The 21,367-nt window shown below is 30.1% G+C and carries 19 protein-coding genes; 4 read left to right on the top strand and 15 right to left on the bottom strand.

The window, feature by feature from the left end:
- Nucleotides 1-57 precede the first annotated feature (57 nt).
- A complete protein-coding gene (locus IPM32_04595; protein MBK8944533.1) occupies nt 58-2,310 on the top strand; it encodes an NADP-dependent malic enzyme in 2,253 nt (750 codons plus the stop codon).
- A gap of 281 nt (nt 2,311-2,591) precedes the next feature.
- On the opposite strand, the gene IPM32_04600 is transcribed toward IPM32_04595, so the two are convergent.
- The 12 genes from IPM32_04600 to IPM32_04655 form a co-directional block, all read right to left on the bottom strand.
- Nucleotides 2,592-3,479, bottom strand: coding sequence for a hypothetical protein (locus IPM32_04600; GenBank protein ID MBK8944534.1), 888 nt, complete (start codon nt 3,477-3,479; stop codon nt 2,592-2,594).
- Nucleotides 3,480-3,523: 44 nt separating this feature from the next.
- Entirely contained in the window at nt 3,524-4,099 is a 576-nt protein-coding gene (locus tag IPM32_04605; GenBank protein ID MBK8944535.1) for a DUF4126 domain-containing protein, read from the bottom strand.
- Nucleotides 4,100-4,101: 2 nt separating this feature from the next.
- Nucleotides 4,102-5,229 (bottom strand): beta-lactamase family protein, encoded by a 1,128-nt coding sequence (locus IPM32_04610; protein ID MBK8944536.1) that lies wholly within the window; start codon nt 5,227-5,229, stop codon nt 4,102-4,104.
- Between the two features lie 326 nt (nt 5,230-5,555).
- Complete coding sequence (locus tag IPM32_04615; protein MBK8944537.1) at nt 5,556-6,086, bottom strand: SRPBCC family protein; 531 nt, start codon at nt 6,084-6,086, stop codon at nt 5,556-5,558.
- A 19-nt stretch (nt 6,087-6,105) separates the two neighbouring features.
- A complete protein-coding gene (locus tag IPM32_04620) occupies nt 6,106-7,470 on the bottom strand; it encodes a TrpB-like pyridoxal phosphate-dependent enzyme (GenBank protein MBK8944538.1) in 1,365 nt (454 codons plus the stop codon).
- Nucleotides 7,471-7,645: 175 nt separating this feature from the next.
- A complete protein-coding gene (locus IPM32_04625) occupies nt 7,646-8,449 on the bottom strand; it encodes an MOSC domain-containing protein (protein MBK8944539.1) in 804 nt (267 codons plus the stop codon).
- Nucleotides 8,450-8,457: 8 nt separating this feature from the next.
- On the bottom strand, nt 8,458-8,904 hold the full coding sequence (locus tag IPM32_04630; GenBank protein MBK8944540.1) for a DinB family protein: 447 nt from the start codon (nt 8,902-8,904) through the stop codon (nt 8,458-8,460).
- A gap of 112 nt (nt 8,905-9,016) precedes the next feature.
- Nucleotides 9,017-9,472 carry a DUF2147 domain-containing protein gene (locus IPM32_04635; GenBank protein MBK8944541.1) on the bottom strand — a complete coding sequence of 152 codons (456 nt, stop codon included), beginning with the start codon at nt 9,470-9,472 and terminating at the stop codon, nt 9,017-9,019.
- A gap of 32 nt (nt 9,473-9,504) precedes the next feature.
- Entirely contained in the window at nt 9,505-10,161 is a 657-nt protein-coding gene (locus IPM32_04640; GenBank protein ID MBK8944542.1) for a hypothetical protein, read from the bottom strand.
- Between the two features lie 24 nt (nt 10,162-10,185).
- Nucleotides 10,186-11,421, bottom strand: a complete 1,236-nt coding sequence (locus IPM32_04645) for a metallophosphoesterase (protein MBK8944543.1) — start codon at nt 11,419-11,421, stop codon at nt 10,186-10,188.
- Between the two features lie 53 nt (nt 11,422-11,474).
- Nucleotides 11,475-12,110, bottom strand: a complete 636-nt coding sequence (locus tag IPM32_04650) for an HAD family hydrolase (protein ID MBK8944544.1) — start codon at nt 12,108-12,110, stop codon at nt 11,475-11,477.
- A gap of 340 nt (nt 12,111-12,450) precedes the next feature.
- Complete coding sequence (locus tag IPM32_04655; GenBank protein MBK8944545.1) at nt 12,451-13,215, bottom strand: SDR family oxidoreductase; 765 nt, start codon at nt 13,213-13,215, stop codon at nt 12,451-12,453.
- A gap of 142 nt (nt 13,216-13,357) precedes the next feature.
- On the opposite strand from IPM32_04655, the gene fbaA reads away from it, so the two are divergent.
- The 3 genes from fbaA (at nt 13,358) to IPM32_04670 (ending at nt 16,402) form a co-directional block, all read left to right on the top strand.
- A complete protein-coding gene (fbaA, locus tag IPM32_04660; GenBank protein ID MBK8944546.1) occupies nt 13,358-14,389 on the top strand; it encodes a class II fructose-bisphosphate aldolase in 1,032 nt (343 codons plus the stop codon).
- Nucleotides 14,390-14,510: 121 nt separating this feature from the next.
- Complete coding sequence (locus IPM32_04665) at nt 14,511-15,179, top strand: DUF4395 domain-containing protein (protein ID MBK8944547.1); 669 nt, start codon at nt 14,511-14,513, stop codon at nt 15,177-15,179.
- Nucleotides 15,180-15,499: 320 nt separating this feature from the next.
- Nucleotides 15,500-16,402, top strand: a complete 903-nt coding sequence (locus tag IPM32_04670; protein MBK8944548.1) for a DUF1684 domain-containing protein — start codon at nt 15,500-15,502, stop codon at nt 16,400-16,402.
- Here the strand turns inward: IPM32_04670 and IPM32_04675 are convergent.
- The 3 genes from IPM32_04675 to IPM32_04685 are packed head-to-tail and all read right to left on the bottom strand — an operon-like array spanning nt 16,399 to nt 21,343.
- Nucleotides 16,399-18,993, bottom strand: a complete 2,595-nt coding sequence (locus tag IPM32_04675) for a PAS domain S-box protein (GenBank protein MBK8944549.1) — start codon at nt 18,991-18,993, stop codon at nt 16,399-16,401. The genes IPM32_04670 and IPM32_04675 overlap by 4 nt on opposite strands.
- Nucleotides 18,990-20,471, bottom strand: a complete 1,482-nt coding sequence (locus IPM32_04680) for a HAMP domain-containing protein (GenBank protein MBK8944550.1) — start codon at nt 20,469-20,471, stop codon at nt 18,990-18,992. Before IPM32_04680 ends, IPM32_04675 begins: the two co-directional genes overlap by 4 nt.
- Before the next feature lie 2 nt (nt 20,472-20,473).
- Nucleotides 20,474-21,343, bottom strand: a complete 870-nt coding sequence (locus IPM32_04685; GenBank protein ID MBK8944551.1) for a PhnD/SsuA/transferrin family substrate-binding protein — start codon at nt 21,341-21,343, stop codon at nt 20,474-20,476.
- Between the last annotated feature and the right edge of the window lie 24 nt (nt 21,344-21,367).

Genomic DNA, 21,367 nt, shown 5'->3' on the forward strand with positions numbered 1-21,367 from the left:
AATAAAAATTTATGTTAAAAATAATTTTAGTTGGGATGTAAAAAAGGAGTATTAACCATGAGCGTAACAAAAGAAGAAGCACTTAAATATCATTCAGAAGGACGAAAAGGAAAAATTGAAGTTATTGCTTCTAAACCTTGCTTTACTGCAAGAGACTTGTCTTTAGCATACACACCGGGAGTTGCCGAGCCATGTAGAGAAATTGAGAAAAAACCCGAAGATGTTTATCAGTATACCGCAAAGGGAAATTTGGTTGCTGTTGTAAGTAATGGAACAGCGGTTTTGGGATTGGGTGATATTGGTCCGGAAGCCGGAAAACCGGTTATGGAAGGAAAAGGAGTTTTGTTTAAAAGATTTGCTGATATTGATGTTTTTGATATTGAGTTAAAAACAAAAGATCCTAAAGAAGTAATTAGAGCAGTTCAATTATTGGAACCGACTTTTGGCGGAATTAATCTGGAAGATATTAAAGCTCCCGAGTGTTTTGAAATTGAAGAAGAATTAAAACGTACAATGAACATACCCGTTTTTCATGATGATCAACACGGAACTGCAATAATTTCTTGTGCTGCGTTAATAAATGCCGCTGAATTAGCTAATAAAAAACTTGAAGATTTGCGATTAGTTGTTTCTGGTGCCGGAGCTGCAGCAGTTTCGTGCTGCAAACTTTACATTAGAGCCGGAGTAAAGGTTGAAAATATTGCAATGTTCGATTCAAAAGGTCATATTCACAAAGGTAGAACCGATTTAAATTCCCAGAAAATGGAATTTGCACAAGATGTTCATTTTCCTACTTTGGAAGACGGAATGAAAAATGCTGATGTATTTATCGGACTGTCAAAAGCAAATGTGGTTTCAAAGGAAATGGTAAAATCAATGGCACCAAATCCTATTGTGTTTGCTATGGCAAATCCCGATCCTGAAATTACATATGAGGATGCAGTCTCTGTAAGAACAGATATAATTATGGCAACAGGAAGAAGCGATTATCCAAACCAAGTAAATAATGTTTTGGGATTTCCATTTATTTTCAGAGGTGCTTTGGATGTAAGAGCGAGCGCAATTAATGAAGAAATGAAAATGGCAGCAACAAAAGCATTGGCATCATTAGCAAAAGAAAAAGTTCCGGATGCTGTTATTCGTGCTTATGGAGGAACTGATTTTGAATTTGGAAAAGAGTATATAATTCCCAAACCTTTTGATGCAAGAGTATTGTGGAAAGTGGCACCAGCGGTTGCAAAAGCTGCAATGGAAACTGATGTTGCGCGCATTAAAATTGAGGATTGGATAAAATATGAAGAGCAATTGAAAGAACGTCTTGGATATTCAACTGAAATAATTAGAATGATGATTCACAAAGCACAAAAAAATCCAAGAAAAATTGTTTATGCAGAAGGTGAAGAAGAAAAAATTATCCGCGCTGCAAATTCTGCTCTTAATGATAATATCAGCATTCCTATTTTGATTGGGAACAAACAAATTATTGAACAAAAATTAGATGAACTTGGGTACAATAAAAATAAATTTGAAATAGTTGATCCAAATAATTTTGCCAAACATGATGACTATGCAAATGAATTTTATAAGCTTAGACAACGAAAGGGCGTAACATTAAACGAAGCAAAGGAATTAATGAAACTCCCTAATTATTTAGGCTCAATGCTTGTTTTAATGGGAGATGCCCATGCATTAATTGGCGGATTGGGACATAGTTATCCCACAACAATAAAACCAGCTTTAGAAACAATTGGTGTTAAAAAAGGAATAAAAGTTGTCTCCGGTTTATATATTGTTATAATAAATCGTAAAGTATATTTCTTGGCAGATACAACCGTTAATGTAAATCCTAATGCTGAACAGCTTGCGGAAATTGCAATCAGTGCTGCAGATACGGCAAAACAATTTGATATTCAACCTGTTGTTGCGATGCTCTCATTTAGTAATTTCGGAAGCACTCATTACCCAGAATCAACAAAAGTAAGAGATGCCGTAAAAATTGTAAATGAATTACGACCTGATATAATAATCGATGGCGAAATGCAAGCAGATACAGCTGTTGTTCCTGAAATTTTAGAAAATGAATTTCCATTTGCAAAAATTAAAGGCGGAGCAAATGTTTTAATTTTCCCAAATCTTGATTCGGGAAATATTGCATACAAACTTCTTGATAGATTAACTGAATCAATAGTTATCGGACCAATTTTAATGGGAATGAAAAAACCGGTTCATGTTTTACAAAGAGATGTAACAGTTGATGATATAATTAATTTATCAGCAATTGCCGCTGTAGAAGCAATGAATAATAAATAAAGAATAATTCTTAAAAATTTAAAATGTAATTCCAGTGATCCATCATATTGCGGACGGAAATCTGAAGCATTCTCACTGGATGAGAATGCTTCATGGGTGTCATTCCGAATTTATTTCGGAATCTAGTTTGTAGAAAGAAGCAGAAATATTGATGCTGAAATGAATTCAGCATGACAAACAAGAATTATTTATTTTTCTGATGGTTATAACTATAGAATGGAACGCGGATTACGATGATTAAAATCATAAAAAATCATAATAATCTGCGTTCTATTTTTTTATCAAAAACAATTCGGTTGGGTTCCTTCAACAGTGCTATCTTGGTAAGTTCTAAAGTATCTATTTCCGTTTAGAAAAGTTTTTTCTCCGTCAAATGTTAAAACATAATCATGTACTTTTCCATCAGCAAAATTAAGCTTTAAAATTATCTGTTCACCATTTTGAATAACGTCCCAATTTCCCGAACCATTTTTTTCACCAGCAGAATATCCGCTTACATCTTCTGTGCTCATAACAACTTGACTTTCATCATAATAATTAAAATATCCTTGGGCACATAAATCAATCATTATTTTATCTTGAATTCCGCCGCTGCCAAAACCGCTGTTATAACTATTCATATATGTTAATCTGCAATTGTTTAATGCTTGTTTCCATTCATCTGCCAATGATGATTTAACACGTTCGGAAAAGTTTATACTTTCGCAAATTTGATTAACAACAATTTTATAATTTTCAGAAAAACTTTCTGATTCAACAAAAGCAAATACAGAAATTCCTCCACCAAATGGTGATAATAAACTTTTAGCAAATGCCGTTGCGGCTTGTCCTTCTAAAAATCCTTCAAATATTGCGGAAGCAAAATTTTCTTTTATTTCTAAATTATCCGTAAGAGTAAGATATGTTCCATTGTTTTCAGTAATTCCCATTTTTGCATTTTCAACAATTTCATCAACACTATTAAAATTGTGAGGAGTAATTAAAACAAATCCTTTATCAACATCAGAAACAAAAATATATCCTTGAGGGATTTTTTGACCTTTCCAGCTTTCAGGAATTTCAAACGAAACACCAATCGTTGAATCATTAACAATCCCAGTAATTGTTTGCGAGATTAGTATTTGAACAAATATAAAATTAGAAAAAGTGAAGTGTAATAATTTCTTCATATTATCCTTTACAAATTTTTAAATATTTCTTAATCTTTTTAAGATTAGTTTGAACTTGGTTTAAGTAATTTGTTGTAAACTTTTTTAACAGTCCACAATAGAAAAAGAATGATTAAAATGCCAATAAAAATTGGAAATAAAATTGCGAGAATTGAAATTCCAAAGGAAGCTCCCGCTTCGGTTGTTGAAACAATATGATTGCCAATTCCACCAGTTGTTACCGATGAAGCTCCGCGTGTAATTGTTGTTAAACTTTGAACCAATCCGGCAGCGCCGCCTCCGGCAACAATGGCAAGAACCCATTTAATTAACGGATCTAATTCAACAATTGATGACGCCATTACAATTGATCCGGCAATTACAGCCGCGGGTGAAGAAATTGTATCTAAAAAATTATCAATGAAAGGAATGTAATATCCGGCAATTTCAAAAAGTGTGGCAGCGCCAAAAATTATTAATGCTGGAATTGTTCCAATCCATTCAAATCCGGAAGAAATATTTAAATAACCAAGCAATGATGCAATGCTCATAATCAGCAGTGGAACAAAAATTCTAAAGCCAACAGCTGCGGCAAGACTTACGCCTAATAAAAAACTTATTACAGAATCAAAATTTATCATGGTTAATTAAATAATTGAATTAAGTCTTTTGTTCCAAATTTAGCTTTATTCGGGAGATTACTCAACACAATAATTGTTTTTTTCTTTCCCAATTCTCTAATAAAATATGAGCGAAATCCTTTCCACCATCCGGTATGATAAACAATTTTATTTGTAGAATCTTCTGCGTTTATTCTCCAGCCTAATCCGTAATTATCATTTATCAAAAGTCTTGTGTGCATTGGTTGAAATGCTTCTTTTAATATTTTATCTTCAACCGGATTACCATTGTATAAAGCTCTATCAAATTTTAATAAATCTTCAACCGTTGTGTAAACCCCTTTATCACCAACAACTCCGTTTAAAAATGTTTCTTGCGCTTTAATATTTTCTTTTTCGTAACCGGTTGCAATATTATTCTGTTCAACTAAATTTACCGCATTATAAATAAAAGTGTTTTTCATTTGGAGTGCATCAAAGACTTCTTCTTGCATAAAATCAATAAAATTATCTCCAGTGATTTTTTCAACAATTGCGGCAAGTAAACAATAATTTGTATTCACATAATTATATTTTTTATCGGGCAAATAATATCTGTTGGGAAATTTTTCTACCATTAAATCAATAACATCCGTATTTGTAATTGGTGTTTTTTTGTCTTCCCACAATTTATCTGCAAAATAAAAATATTCTGGCAAACCAGATTTATGAATTAGCAATAATTTTATTGTAATTCCTTTGTATGGAAATTCTGGAAAATATTGCTGAATGGAATCTTCAAGACTTAATTCATTTCTTTGTTTGAGCAGCATTATTGCATAAGCAGTAAATGGTTTGGAAACCGATGCAATTTGAAATTTTGTGTTAAGATTATTTTTTGTTTTTGATCTAATATCTGCGTAACCGAAAGAATTTTCATAAACGATATTTCCATTTTCTGCAAAAAGAACATTTCCGTTAAAACCGTTAACTTCATTTCTATGTTTAAAATATTTATGTATTTCTTTCGATTTAAGTATTTGCTCTTTGGTTAATTTATTTCTTAAAATTTCGTTATTATTTTCTTTGGTATAGAGTTTATCTTTTAAGATAATAAACAAAACGATAAGTAAAATGAAAATAGAAGAGGGAAGTAAAAATTTTTTATGCATGAATAATTTGAACGATAATTATTTTGAAAATCAACTTTTAAAAATAAATCTTTATTGAATAAATAACCCAGTTTATTTAAGCCAGACAAAAATTGTTTAAACAATAAATTATATATTTTTTTGTTGGTCTAATTTATTTAAAAATTAGTTTTGACCTAAAATTTACCAAATAAAATGTAGCATCAAGCTTTAGCTTGAGAAAATTACCGCAACTTGAAAGTCGCGGCTACAAAAGAATTAATTGTAGTCATCGACCACTTGATGACGGTTGTAAATACGCCACTGTTTGGACAGTGGCGGTAAAGACTGGATGGTTAAGTAAATAATTACAAAGCCTCACATTTTTCTTTAAGAGTTTTTGCACCTTCTTCAAAATTTGTACCAAGAAAACTATCCATCATTAATCCCATGTATCTTCCAACGGGATAATCTGCTTCTCCGATAATTGCCCAACTGAATTTTGTGGAGTTTCCGTTTGCTTCAAATACGAAATCAACAATTCCTTTTCCTTGTTGCGGAGTTAAAAATTCAATATCGGCTTTAATTAAATCAAAAGGTTTTAATTCGGTAAAAACCATTTGTCCGGAACCGATAATTTCTCCTTCCCAATAATATTTTTGACCAACTGTTGCAGAATCTCCGGTAACTTCAACTTTATGAGCGGGTTCAAACGGGCTCCACGGATTCCAATCTCTGAAATTATTAAAATCAGAAACATAATTAAAAACAACAGATGCTGGTTTGTTTATTTCAATGTTTCGTTCAACTTTATATTCCGATGGAAGAAACAATGCTACTACTAGAAACAGAACAATAATTACAAGAAGAATTTTGAAAATTATTTTAAGTATTTTCATATTATCTCTCTTTCTGATTTTAAATTGTTGGTGTGTTCAAATTTTTTAATCCCGAATGAAGTTCTTCTTCCGTAAAATAATGATCAATAAGTTTTCCTTCAAAATAATCTTGATAAGAACTCATATCAAAATGTCCGTGCCCGCATAAATTAAATAATATTGTTTTTGATTTTCCTTCTTCTTTTGCTTTATTTGCTTCGCGAATAACGGCTGCAATTCCATGTGTTGCTTCCGGAGCCGGAACAATTCCTTCTGCATTTGCAAATTTAACTCCGGCATCAAAACATTCTAATTGCTGAATTGCCAAAGCTTCAACTAATTTATCTTTTAAAAGTTGACTTACCAATGCACTTGCACCGTGATACCTTAAACCTCCGGCGTGAATTGGTGCCGGAACAAAATTGTGTCCCAATGTAAACATCGGAATTAGCGGCGTTAATCCAACCGAATCACCAAAATCATAACGGAATTCTCCTTTTGTTAATTTGGGACAAGAAGCCGGTTCCACAGCAATACATCTTGTGGTTTTTCCATCTACAATATTATGATGAACAAAAGGAAAAGACAAACCGGCAAAATTTGATCCCCCGCCTAATGGAGCAATTACTATATCGGGATAATCATTTGCCAATTCCATTTGTTTTAGTGCTTCTAATCCAATTACTGTTTGGTGAAGAAGAACATGATTTAATACACTTCCTAATGAATATTTAGTCTCGGGATCTTTTGCGGCTCTTTCAACAGCTTCGGAAATTGCAATTCCTAAACTTCCCGGAGAATTTGGATCTTCGGCTAATATTTTATTTCCGGAATCTGTAAAATTTGTTGGAGATGCAAAAACTTTTGCTCCCCATGTATTCATCAATAATTTTCTATATGGTTTTTGTTCATAACTAATTTTCACCATATAAACTTCAAGATCAATTCCAAATTTTTGACAAGCATACGCAAGTGCACTTCCCCATTGACCCGCACCGGTTTCTGTTGTAATTTTTTTCACACCTTCCATTTTATTATAATATGCTTGGGCAACCGCAGTATTTGGTTTGTGAGAACCAGCCGGACTAACACCTTCATATTTATAATAAATTTTTGCTGGCGTATCCAATAATTTTTCTAACCCTATTGCTCTAACCAAAGGGGTTACACGCCATTCTTTATAAACATCTCTTACTTCTTCTGGAATTTCAATCCATCTTTCTCTTGTAACTTCTTGTTTTATTAATTCCATTGGAAACAACGGAGCCAAATCTTGCGGACCAACCGGCTGCAATGTTCCCGGATGAAGCGGCGGCAACATTGGGTTGGGCATATCGGCTTGAATATTATACCAATGTGTTGGAATTTCTTTTTCATCAAGTAAGTATTTTTTTTGCGTATTCATAATTATCCTATTTTTGAATTATTGTAATTATTAACTGAGAGAATAATTGGAATAGAAAATATTACTATAATTTAATTGATGCAATGTGAAAGTAAAATTTTTACATTTTTTATTAAAATCTAGATGTGTTTATCTATTTTACTGAGAAAATATTCATTATATAAAATTGTCAATTTTATTCGAATGAAATCGTTTCACCGACTTTTATAATTCCCTCATTGTGACAAATTACATTTTGTCCGAACATAATTTTATTATTAAAATTTCTGTAAGTATTTAAAGTATTTAAAGGTTCTTTACTTTTATTTCCGCTTTGCTGATCTATTGTTGTAATTACGCATCTTGCACAAGGTTTAACAACTGTGAAATTTAGATTACCAATTTTAATATTTTTCCAATTATCTTCATCATGGGGATTTCCGCCGGAAAAAACGAAATTGGTTCTAAATTGATTCATGGAAATTGGATTTGATAATTTTTCATTTAATAATTTTAAAGACTCTTCTCCAATTATTAAAAACGGATATCCGTCTGCAAAACTTACATTTTTACTTTCCGGAAAATATTTCGTTGATGTTTTTCGTTCAAATAAATCGGGCATGTAAACCAATTTACAATTAAAATCCAGTGCTTCGCTAAACCAATCGTTTACAATTTTTTCATATTCAACAGAATCACAAAAATCTTCCCAAACCTGAACTTTAATTTTGTTATCCGGAAAAACTCTTAGGGAAATTTTTAATAGTTCTAAGTTTTTTCTTTTATGGTTAAAAACTAAATCTTCATTTTCAATTTTAACATCAATAAAAATCATTTTAGGAAAAAGTCGTTGCGTAATAAACATATTCTCGGAATCGACAAGCATCCATCTTCTATCAAATTTCAATCCTCTTTCTTCTACTAATGATTCTTGCAAAGAAATTCCCGATAAAGATTTTACCGGGAAAATGTTTATTTGAGTTAAAGTGTATTCCGACATTATTAATTTTAGTTTAGTTGAAATCTTCTAAGATAATTTATTTGTCCTAAATGATAATTAAGATGTGTTATTAAGTGAAGTAAAAAATGTCCAATCTCAACATCACCAAGAGAAATTTTTTCCGTATAAATTTCAGAAAATCTTGATTCATCAAAATCATTTAGAGTTTGTAATACAATTTTTTTTGTTTCATTTATGTTTTGGATTATTTCATTTTTAGAAATATTTTTTAGTGAAAATTCTTTGTCTCTTTCTCTTGTGTATTCAAAACCACCAAGTCTAAATCCAATAAAATGTTTTAAATTTCCGCAAAGATGTAAAGCTAAATTTCCGGCTGAGTTTTTAATGTCGCCCATAACAATCCATAAATTTTCTTCTATTTCAAAAAGTTGAATTTCCGAGATTAACTTTTCCAAATCTCTTTCAAATATTTTTATCAAATTATCTTTAAACATTTCTTTTCCTTTCCAATGCAAAGGTGGCATCTTTATTTTTTTGCTTTTACATTTTAATTATTAAAGATCCGTCTCGAAAAAGAAAAGATGTGATCTTTGCTTAATTATAAATTTAAATTTCACCTTCATACTTTAACCATTCTTGCGTTCTGTGGAAAAATAAAACATATCCGCGGACTTGCAATTTTCCATTTTCAACCCAAAGTTTGCAATCGTAAACTTTACCTTTTTTGGGGTCAAGAATTTCTCCATCTTCCCAAACTCCATCATCTCCTTTTTCCATATCGGTTATAATTGTCATTCCCAGTATTTTTTTATTTTTTCTCGAATCATCGTCATCACACTTATCACAAATTGGATCGGGATCTTCGCCGGCTTTTCTAAATAGTTTAACAATATCACCGAATACTTTTCCGTCTTTTACATAAACCTTAACAACAGATTTTGGCTGACCGGTTTCGTCATCGATAGTTTTCCATAATCCTTCAACTTTTTCTTTTTGAGCATAAATATTTGCACTTAATATAAATGCAACCAAAACAACAAATACATAAATTATTTTTTTCATTTAGATCTCCTAAAAAGTATTGTTATCAAAAATTAATTTAATTCTTTTTCCAATGCAATTTTTAATTCTTTACATTTTTGTAAAGTTTCTTTGTATGTTGTTAATTGTTGTATAATTGTTATCCTAAAACCAATTATAATGTTTTTTAGTTTTCTATCTACTTTTAGGTTTTCGTAGGTAAAATTTTTTGATAAATCTATTTTGTCTATAACATATTCGGTCCAATATTTGTCAAGAAACTTAATTGTTATATTTTCTATAAAAGGTATTTTTTTATAAAGTTCATAGGTTTCAATAATAAGATTTTTCAAATTTAAGTTTGATATTGCCTCAAACCCACCGGAATATTTAATCGACTCAAATGCTGCAGAAATGGTATTTATTTGTGAAATATTCCCCATTGTTCCAATGTGTGAAAACAAATTTTGAACATTAAATTTGTTTGATTTAATTAAATCGATAGCACTTTTATTATGCATTGAATCTTGTTCCGTGGATTTAATTTCTTTTTCTAAATTTTGAATATTTGCGTTAGTTTCTTCAATGATACTTTTTAAATATTTTACTTCTAATTCTTTATCCTTTCTACCCTCATTCCAATTATTTAAAGCAAATGCTGCCGTTATGCCAATAAAAACAACTATTAATTCTATAAAGTGATTTATCCAATTAATATTTTTATTAACCATTTCTAACTCCAATCTATTTTCAAACTATTTTTTACTTTCTAATTTAATAACAGAAACTTCCGGAGTTGAATTATATCTTACGGGAGCAAGTGACATTCCCAAACCTTTTGTAACAATCATTAACATATTTTCAAATTTAAATTCACCTCGCATATACGGAGTTTCAATCATTGTTGGTGAAAGATTTTGAAAAGGAAACAGAAATGTAATTTGTCCGCCGTGCGTGTGTCCCGCTAAAAATAAATCATAATTTTTTTCATGCGCTTTTTTAACCAAAAATTCCATTGGCTGATGTGTAAGAAATATTCTCAAATCTGCGTTGGAATTGTTTGAAGTTATCAAATCTAAAGTGTTTTCCGAAATTGTTTCAACGTAAGTGTTAGTAACAAATGTTACTTCAAGATTTGCATTTTTTATTCCCAAAATTAATTTGTTATTATCAATCATTGGAATATTAACTTTAGATAATGCATTTGTAACTTCGCTTAAACTTCTTTCATTATCACCACGATAAGCCCAATTATCATGATCACCAACACATGTGAAAATTCCATATTTAGATTTCAGTTTACTTAACTGATTTGCAGAAAGTTCAATAAAATCCGGCGTGCTGGTAATCATATCACCAGCCATTAAAATTAAATCTGGATTTGTAGCATTAACTTTTTCAAAAAAATTTGACAATCTTTTTTCATCGGTATATCTATCTGCTTGAATATCTGAAATAAATGCAATCTTAAATCCATCTAAACTTTTAGGCAAATTTGCTTTCGTGAATTTTATTTCATTTATATCAACTGCGTTGTAATCATAAACAATTCTTGAAGGAACGTAAATTAATGCACAAATAAATATGAGGAAAAAAAGTAAGGATTTTACATAAATAATTTTTGATTTAACATTTTTGATAAAAGGTAAACTTAACAGATGAAGTATTTCTATAATTAGAAAAAACAATGTCGCTTGAACAATTATCATTGTTCCAACCCAAAACGGATAAAGAACAAAATAATCGAAAAAAATATTTTCCGGCGGCTGGAAGTAACCGATTTTATTGATGAAAACGTAAATCCATGCAAAAATTGCAATTATTGGATAAATGTTAACGATTGTTAAAAAAAACCATTTTACTATTTTTATTTTCTTTTCAGAAATTTTAGGAAATAAAAACTTTATTGAACTTACTACTTTTTTTACAAAGTAAATTTCAAGAATTATTACAGAAAGCAAAACAAGAATTACTTTAATAGCGAACGGCATATTTTTTTATTTTTTAGAGAGTTTTTATTTCCAAAAATTACATTATTTATAAACTAAATTATATTAATTATTTCTATCAAATCATTTATAAAATAATCCGGATTGTAAGTTTTTAATTCTTCCAATTTTCTATATCCATAAGCAACAACTGCGGTTTTGGCTCCGGCATTTTTTCCGCAAAGTATATCTAATTCCGTATCCCCAACCATTAAAGAATTTTTTGGATTTGCTTTAACTTCATCACAAATTTTAAAGAATTGATCCGGAGCCGGTTTAATCTGAATTCCAATTTTTCGTCCTTCAATAACATCCAAATATTTTGTTATTCCAAAATGATTACAAATATTTTCCGCTTGATCCTGTGCTTTTGTGGTAAGCAATCCGGTTTTAATATTTTGCGATTTTAATTCTTGAAATAAATTTTCTGCATTGTTGTATAAATGCGAATCATCAATAAAATCAAAGTAAAGTTTTTTATATTCCTTAATAAAAAGTTCAACGTCGGGAACGTAAATATTGCATCCTTCAAAAATATCTTTAAAATGATGACCCAATAAATTGTAAAATATTTCTCTATCGATATTGGTTTGTAAATTCAATTTTTCTAAAGTTTTAACTGCAGCCTTGTAAATATTTTCATGAGAATTTACAAGTGTTCCGTCTAAATCAAATACTACACATTCAATCATTGTTACCCTTTTTCCTTTTCTTAATCTTACTCTTATTCTTAATCCTAATCTTCTTGGTTTGCAATCTTAAAACTGAGTAAGAAAAAGATTAAGATTAAGAGTTTTCCGAATAATTATTTATTTTATTAAATATTTTTTAACACAGATTCCGGTATTTCTCAAAAACAATAAAAACGAAATGACAAATTTATTTAATAACATAATTCTCTATTTACTATTTAAACTTCTTAATCTTACTCTTATTCTTAATCCTAATCTTCTTGGTTTGCAATCTTAAAACTAAGTAAGAAAAAGATTAAGATTATGATTAAGTACAAAACATTTATATTTGTGAAAGAAATTAAAATCCATAAATTGTAAAACCGCCATCTACAGCAATTGTTTGTCCGGTTATATAAGAAGCCTTATCCATACACAAAAATGCCGCAAGCGATGCAACTTCTTCCGGTTTACCAATTCTTTTCATCGGAGTTCTTTCAATTACAGCTTTCAAATATTCTTCATCTTTCATTAAATTTTCAACAAGCGGAGTATCAATATACCAAGGAGCTATTGCGTTTACACGAATATTAACTTCTGCCCATTCAACTGCTAAATTTTTTGTTAATTGAACCATTGCTGCTTTTGTCATTGCATAAGGTGAGCCGGTTCGCAGATGGGTTAATCCAGCAACAGAAGTAATATTTACAACACTTGAATTTTCAGATTTTTTCAACATTGGATAAAAAAGTCGAGATAATTCAAAAGTTGAAATCAAATTTGTGTTTATTACTTTTTCATATTCTTCAATTGTAAAATCAATTGTTTTTTTGCGAATGTTTGTACCAACATTGTTTATTAAAAAATCTAAATTTTCCCAATGATTTTTAACTTCGTTTACTAATTCATTTCTATCATTTGGATTACTTAAATCTTTTGATGAACTTAAAACTACATAACCGTGTTTGCTCCATTGAGCTAATTTTTCTTTAAGTAAATTTTTTGTGCGTGCTACAATAAAAATATCTGCACCAAGCTTTAAAAATTCATCTGCAATTGCAAGACCAATACCTTTTGTTCCGCCTGTAATTAAAGCTTTTTTACCATGTAAATTCCAGTTGTTCATTTATTCACCTCGGTAAATAATTATCCAGTAAAAGATAATACAATTTAACTTTTATTTAAAATGAAACAACAAGTTGAGCAAAAAATTAATTAAATTTACGATTGTAAAAAATTTTTATACAATAATTATTTGGAGATTAGAAATGCCAGTCGTTGATTTTAAGAAATATTGCCAAATGCTTGATAATGCTAAGAAAAATAAATTTGCGTATCCGGCAATTAATGTTGTTTCAGAATCTTCTGCAAATGCAGTTTTACAAGCTTTAGCTGAAACAAAATCTGATGGAATTATTCAAGTTAGCACCGGCGGCGGCGAGTTTGCTTCTGGTTTAGCAGTTAAAAATGCTGCTTTAGGAGCAATATCTATTGCGCGTCATGTACATTTCATTGCAGAACAATATGATATAAATGTTGCTCTTCACACTGATCATTGCCAAGCAAAAAAAGTTGATTCTTTCTTAAAACCGCTTATTGAAGAATCACGAAAAAGAGTTGCAAACGGAGAAAAACCATTATTCAACTCGCACATGTTTGATGGTTCTGAACTACCATTAAAAGAAAATATGGATGTTGCAGTTGGTTTGTTAAAAGAATGCAGTGAATTAGGAATTATTTTAGAAGTTGAAGCTGGCGTTGTTGGCGGTGAAGAAGATGGTGTAAATAACGAAGGCGCTCCAGCATCAAAACTTTACACAACTCCAGAAGATATGTTATACGTTTATGAAAGATTATCTGAAGTTAAAGGTGCGCGGTATATGTTTGCCGCAACTTTTGGCAATGTTCACGGCGTTTACAAACCAGGTAATGTAAAACTAAAACCAATTATTTTGAAACAAGGTCAAGACGCGGTTGTTGCAAAATACGGAGAAGCGGCTTCTTTTGATTTGGTTTTCCACGGCGGAAGCGGTTCAAGTTTGGAAGAAATTAGAGAAACATTAGAATATGGCGTTGTTAAAATGAATGTTGATACCGATACGCAATATGCTTTTACTCGACCAATAGCTGAACACATGTTAAGAAATTATGACGGTGTTCTTAAAATTGATGGTGAAGTTGGAAATAAAAAACATTATGATCCAAGAAGTTATTTAAAGAAAGCGGAAGAATCGATGAAAAATAGAGTAATTGAAGCGGTAAAAGATTTGCGTGCAGAAGGAACAACTTTAGGAAAATAATTTAGTTTATTTTCAAAAACCCAATTTCCAAAAGAAGTTGGGTTTTTTTATATCAAAACTTTTAGTTAAAATTAACGTCAAATAAAACACAAAATCCTTAAATAATTATGAAAGAAAAATTATGAGCAAAATTATCCAATTTGGTGAGGATGTAAAGGGTTACAATATCCGAGTTTTAAATGAAAGAGAAATTAGAGCTGCGGCTGGAATTCTTTTCGTATTAATGTTTATAGCAATTTTAAAAGTGATTTTTACAGCAGATTTTACATTGCTAAAATATGCAATTGTTATTTTTCTTACGGATATGGTTATCCGAGTGTTTATAAATCCAAAATTTTCACCAACATTAATTATTGGAAGATGGGTTGTAAAAAATCAAACTCCCGAATATGTTGGAGCGGTTCAGAAAAAATTTGCTTGGTATATTGGAATTGCTCTTGGAATTATAATGTTAGCTTTGCAAGTAATAGTAAATTCTTATAGTCCAATTACCGGAATGATTTGCTTAATTTGTTTAATCTTTTTGTTTTTCGAATCTGCGTTTGGAATTTGTTTGGGATGTAAATTCTATCCGATGTTATTCAAAGATAAAGTTCAATATTGCCCCGGTGAAGTTTGCGAAATTAAAGATCGTCACGAAATCCAAAAAACTAATTTTGTGCATTTAGCTATTGTGTTGGGATTTGTAGCATATATCATAATAACAGTTTTTCTTTTCGATGAAAATTTTAGTAAAAAACCGTATGATTTGTTTGGAATTGATAACAGAACGGAAGTTGTAAAAAATTAAAATTTGTTTTTGTAGAATTCGTAAAGTGAAATTAATAATGATGCCGTCTTTTAAAAAGATGGCTTTTTTATAATCATAGATATTGTTTTCATTTACTGAGCCGGGATTTTCATTTAGAATCTCAGTGTTTTTATTTGAATAGCTTTCTAATAAATTTTGTTTGAGATGTCTCACGAAATACTTTAGAGACAACCTAACTTTTCATTCTGAAACTCGAGGTGTTTTCTGGTAAAATATCTCTATTATTTTTTTTCGAGTGACAAATTGTAATATTTCAAATATTTATCTGTTATTGTTCATACAAATAATTTGAGGAATTTGTGAAATCAATTTTAATAATAATTTTTACTTCAATAATTATTTTTTGTTCATGCAAATCCGAAAAAAATATCAAACCGATTTCCGCAGAATATAAAAAGGAAATTGAAGATTGGCATAAAAAGAGAATTGAAAATTTAAAAAAAGAAACCGGATGGCTTAATTTGGTTGGACTTTTCTGGCTTCAAGATGGAGAAAATTCTTTTGGTTCTGGTGAAAATAATAAAATAATTTTTCCGAAAAATTCTCCTACCGAAATTGGAAAATTTATTAAAAATGATTCAAAAATTTTATTTGAAAGTAATCCGAATGTAAATGTTTTTTCTGATGGAAAAAAAGTTGATAAGATTGTTATGAAAATTGATTTGAGCGGAAATCCAACAATTTTAGAATCGGGCTCTTTAAAATGGTTTATTATCAAACGTGATGAAAAATATGGAATTCGATTAAGAGATTTAAATTCAGATCTTGTAAAAAATTTCAGTGGAATTGAAAGATTTCCAATTGATGAAAATTGGAAAATTACTGCAAAATTTATTCCGTACGAAAAACCAAAAGAAGTTGAAATTCCCACAATTATTGGAACGATTGAAAAAGAAATTTCGCCGGGAAAATTGAATTTAAAAATCGATGAAAAGGAATATTTTCTTGAGCCAACATCAGCCGGAGAAAAATTATTTTTAGTTTTTGCAGATTTAACAAGCGGAGAAGAAACTTATGGCGCTGGAAGATTTTTAGTTGTTGAAAAGCCAGATTCTAATAATAATGTAATTATTGATTTTAACAAATCTTATATTCCGCCTTGTGCATTTACAAAATTTGCAACATGTCCACTGCCAACAGATGAAAATAAATTAAGAGTTAAAATTACAGCCGGTGAAAAAAATTTCGGCGAGGAACACTAATCTGCGCAGTTAAATTTTACGGTAAATGTGCTTCCTTTTCCTTTTTTACTTTTAATAAAAATTTCTGCATTGTTTAGCGAACAGTATTTTTTTACGAGCGCAAGTCCTAAACCGTTTCCCTCAAATTTTCTTGAGTAACCTTGTGTTTCTTGCGTAAAGGGATTAAATATTTGTGTGAGAAATTCATCGGAAATTCCAATACCAGTATCGGTAACATCAACATATAATTTATTATCATCTAAGTTGTATGATTTTATTATAATCTCACCTTGATTTGTATACTTAATTGCATTATCAATTAAGTTAGTAAAAAGTTGTCCTACAGAATATGAATCACCGTTTATAAAAGAATTATTGCTGTTTCTTTCTAAGTGTAATTGTAACCCTTTGTTTACAGCATCAATTTTAAATTCATCAAATAATGGATATAAAACTTCTTCATTTAAATTTAGACGTTGTACAATTACTTCATAAGTTCCGGTTTGCATTTGCGACATATTTAAAATTGAATCAACTGTTCTAATAAGTCTTTGTCCGCCTATAGAAATTGATCGGAAAATATCTTCGAATTGAAATAAGTTTAAATCATATAATTCATCTTTTAGTAAAGAGCTGTAGCTTAAAATTGTATTAACCGGAGTTCTAATTTCATGCGACATGCTTGCAAGAAATTCGGTTTTTAGTCGGTTAGATTTTTCCGCACTTTCTTTTGCAGAAATTAGAGAATCCGCTGCCCGTTTTCTTTCTGTTAAATTTGTTATTATGGCAACAACAATTTCTTCACCTTCAGAAAAAATAATTGTAGAGCTTACTTCAATTGGAATAGTTTCTCCACTTTTCGAAATTTGTGAAGTTTCGAATTGATCAGAACCAAGTTCAACCAATCTCGGATATCCGACATTATCCCAAAAATCTTGATTCCAGTTTGGATCAAGATCGGGGACTTTCATTTTTGTAAGTTCTTCAAACGAATAACCCAACATTTTTACAGCAGCATTATTAACATATGTAATCTCTGCTTTTTTATTTATGAAAAATATAGGAGAACTACCCATTTCAACAGCCATTTGTGTTGTTACAAGTTTTTTTTGAGCCAGTTTTTGATAAGTAATATCTCTAACATTTGCAAGAATGAAATCATTATTATCAATTGAAATTTTTGTTAGAAAAACTTCTACGGGAAACTCAAAATTTTCTTTCGGTCTTTTTGCTTTCCACTCAAAAAGTTGATTTTCTCCGGCAACAACACTTCTCCAATATTCTAAAGCTTTGTCCATCGGACTATCATCGCTTGATATTTGGCTTATATTCATTGATAAAGCTTCATTCTTGCTGAGGTTATACATACTTAAAACTTTATCATTTACATCAATTATTTCTCCATTAACATCATGAATAAATATTGCATTGTAAACATTATCAAAAACTTTTCTTAAAATTTCCTTTGTTCGTATTAAAGTATTGTTTGATCTTTTTTGCTCAGTAATATTTCTAAGATTTGCAAGAATGTAATTATTTTCTTTTATGGATAATTTTGTTAAATAAATTTCAATATCGTAAAGTTGAGAATCTTTTAAGGAATTTGTTTTAATTTCAATTACTTTGTTTTCGCCATTTAATACATTTTTCCATTCGGATCTTAATTTTTCTAAATTGGAAGGACTTTTTACAATATCTGAAATATTTAATTTAAGCGCTTGCTCAATTGTAATATTATGAAAGCTTAAAACTCTCTCATTAACTTTTATAATTTTTCCGTCAAGATCATGTATTATAATTCCATTATATCCGCTGTTAAAAACGGTAGATAAAATTTCCTCGGATTCTTTTAAATTATTTTCTGCAATTTTTCTTTTGGTAATATCTTCAACGGTTCCTTCAAAAATAACATTTCCATTTTCATCAATATCTTTGCGGGCACTTTCAGAAATGTAAATTATTGAGCCATCTTTTCTTTTCCATTCGGATTCAAAACCAACAATATTTCCGTTTTTATTAAGAAGTTCTATAAATTCGTCTCTTCTTTTAGGATTAACATATCCGGAACCAACAGAATTTTTCGCTTCAATTTCTTCGTCAGAATCGTATCCAAGCATATTTTTTAATGCATTGTTTGCCATTAAAAGTTTGCCGCAAATAGAAGTTCTATAAAGTCCAAGAGTAGCATTTTCAAACAAACTTCTAAATCTTTTTTCACTTTCAATTAGTTTTTTTTCCATTGAAGATTTGAACAAAGCAATTTCAATAGATGTGTGAAGCTCACGGACTTCAATTGGTTTTATTATAAAAGCATATGGTGAAGAAACTTTTGCTCGCTGAAGAGTTTCATCATCAGAATAAGCAGTCATATAAATTATTGGAACATTATATTTTTCTCTAATTTGTTTTGAAGTTTCAATTCCGTCTAAATCGCTACGCAAATTAATGTCCATCAAAATTAAATCTGGTAAAATTTTTTCTACAGATTGAATTGCATCTTCACCGCTGAAAACGGCATCGGAAACGGCATAGCCCAAATCTTCAAGTCGGCTTTGTATTTCAAGAGAAACAATGCTCTCGTCCTCAACAATTAAAATTTTGGGCTTATTCATGTTTCTTTAGTTCTTATTTTATTTCTATCAATAAAATTAATTTTATATTCGGTTCCGTTTACAGTATTTATTTGAAGCGAGCCTTCAATTTGATTTACCAAACTATTTATAAGCTGAAAACCAAGTGATTTTGAAGTTCTTTTTTCAAAATCAGAAGGCAATCCAATTCCATTATCGGCGATTGTTAAATTATATTTTAACTCATCAAGTTTTTTTAACGAAACAATAATTCTTGGTTTTTCAACTTTGTGATGTTCCGGAAAAGCATATTTCATGGAGTTTGAAACTATTTCATTTAAAATCAAACCACACGGAACAGCGGTATCAATATTTAACTTAATTTCTTCCGATTCAACAATAGTTCTTATGCGCCCATTATTTTTATATGAACTAAAAATGTAACTTGTCAAATTTTGAATATACTCTTTGAAATCAATATGAGAAAGTGTTTTTGATTGATAAAGTTTTTCATGCACCAAGGACATTGATTTCACGCGAGTTTGACTGTCTTTAAATATAGTTTGAATTTCTTCATTTTCAAATTTTTTACTTTGAAGATAAAGTAAACTTGAAATAATTTGCAAATTATTTTTAACACGATGGTGAATTTCTTTAAGCAAAACTTCTTTTTCACTTAATGAAGTTTGTAGAAGTTGTTCCCCCTTTTTTCTAACTGAAATTTCTTTTTCCAAGGCAATATTGGATTCCGCCAATTCAGCCGTACGCTCCAACACTTTTTTCTCAAGATTGGTCTGCGCCTCACCCAAGGCTTCTGTCATTTTATTAAAAGATTCAGACAACCCTTCAAGCTCATCTCCGGATTTAATTTCTGAACGGACAGACAAATTTCCTTGTGTAACTTTTTTCGTAACTTCATTTAGATGGTGTATTGGTTTGCTAATTTTTCTCGCAATAAAAATTGATGCAAATAAACCAATTAAAATGGCGACAAGCGAGGAAGTAAAAGTTCTTAAATAAATTTGTTTTATGCCATCAGTATAGTTTGTTAAGCTTAATCCAATATGAATCCAACCCCATTCAATTCCTGAGTAGCTGAAAGGATATTTATAATAAAATATTTCTTCATTCAACATTGGTTCAAAAATAAACTTACCGCGCAAACTATCAATGCTTTCTTCAACCCACATTCCATTTAAAGTATCCATACTCCAACCAGAATCAAGGATTTTAAGAGAAAATCCGTCTTTCTTTGTAATTATTGTATATTGAATTGATTTACTTTCTTGAACCACAGTTAAACAATGTTCCAGAGCAAAACTATAATCCTCTGAAATAATTGCAGTTGCTGTAACTTGACTAATTGAAGAAGCAATATCTCTTGCCTCGGTGTTCATTCTTTCAATCAACATTTGCTTTTGAAACGGAATAGTTGAAAAAATAAAAATGGCAAGCGTTACAATAATTAACAACCAAGAAAGAAATGTTATTCTAAAGAATATTGTTTTTCTGTTTTTCATAATCAGCGTTGTTTTTTCTTTACCAGATCTTGATATTCATTAAATAGCGATCTTATACCATTTAAATCAGATTCTTTTACCTCCGAAGCACCAAAGGTTTTAAATATTTTGTAAACCTGGTCGGTTTTTGGCAATTTTTTATGGTTAATAGAAAAATTTAGAATTAATTTCCGATTTTCCTCAGTTAAATTTTTGTTTACGCAAATAAGATCATTTGTCAAACGAGTTCTTTTAAAGAGTATTTCTAAAGATTTTGGAATCTGCGGATTCATTTCTGATAAAAGTTCCAACGAACCACTATTTACCAGACAAAGATCCGTTTTCTTTAAGAAAACCGGAAGCACAGTCTGTAATGGCTTTTCTGTGAACTCTACTTTTCTAAAAAATTTGTTTCTATCAGCTATTCCATTTTGTAAACAAAGTAAATCAAGCCAAAGTTCATTTATCTTTTTATACTTTCCGCCCTGAACTAAAATCTTTTTATCTTTCATAGAAAGAAAATCATTAACATTGGATCCTTTGTATGAACAAATTACAATATCATAAAAGACATTTTCATCTATATGTGTTTTTACAAGCGGAACAATATTTAAATTCCCTGTATTTTTTAAATATTGCAAAGAACTAATATATAGAATATCAACCAATTCTTTATTTGCCGCTTTTAGCAGCTCATCATCATTGTTAATAAATATTACGTCAAGCTTTTCAATTTCTTTCATATTTGAAGCTAGTAACTTAGTCCATAAATCAAGTGTTACTTTTGCATCTTTAATATTTACATCTTCTAATAAATCAACAGACATTCCCAACGTAAAATTAACTTTAATATTTGTCTGGGCAAAAAGGGACTCATTATTTTGATTAACCAAAATAAAAGTCAATAGAAAAAGATT

The sequence above is a fragment of the Ignavibacteriota bacterium genome (assembly GCA_016716225.1).
Taxonomy (GTDB): Bacteria; Bacteroidota; Ignavibacteria; order Ignavibacteriales; family Melioribacteraceae.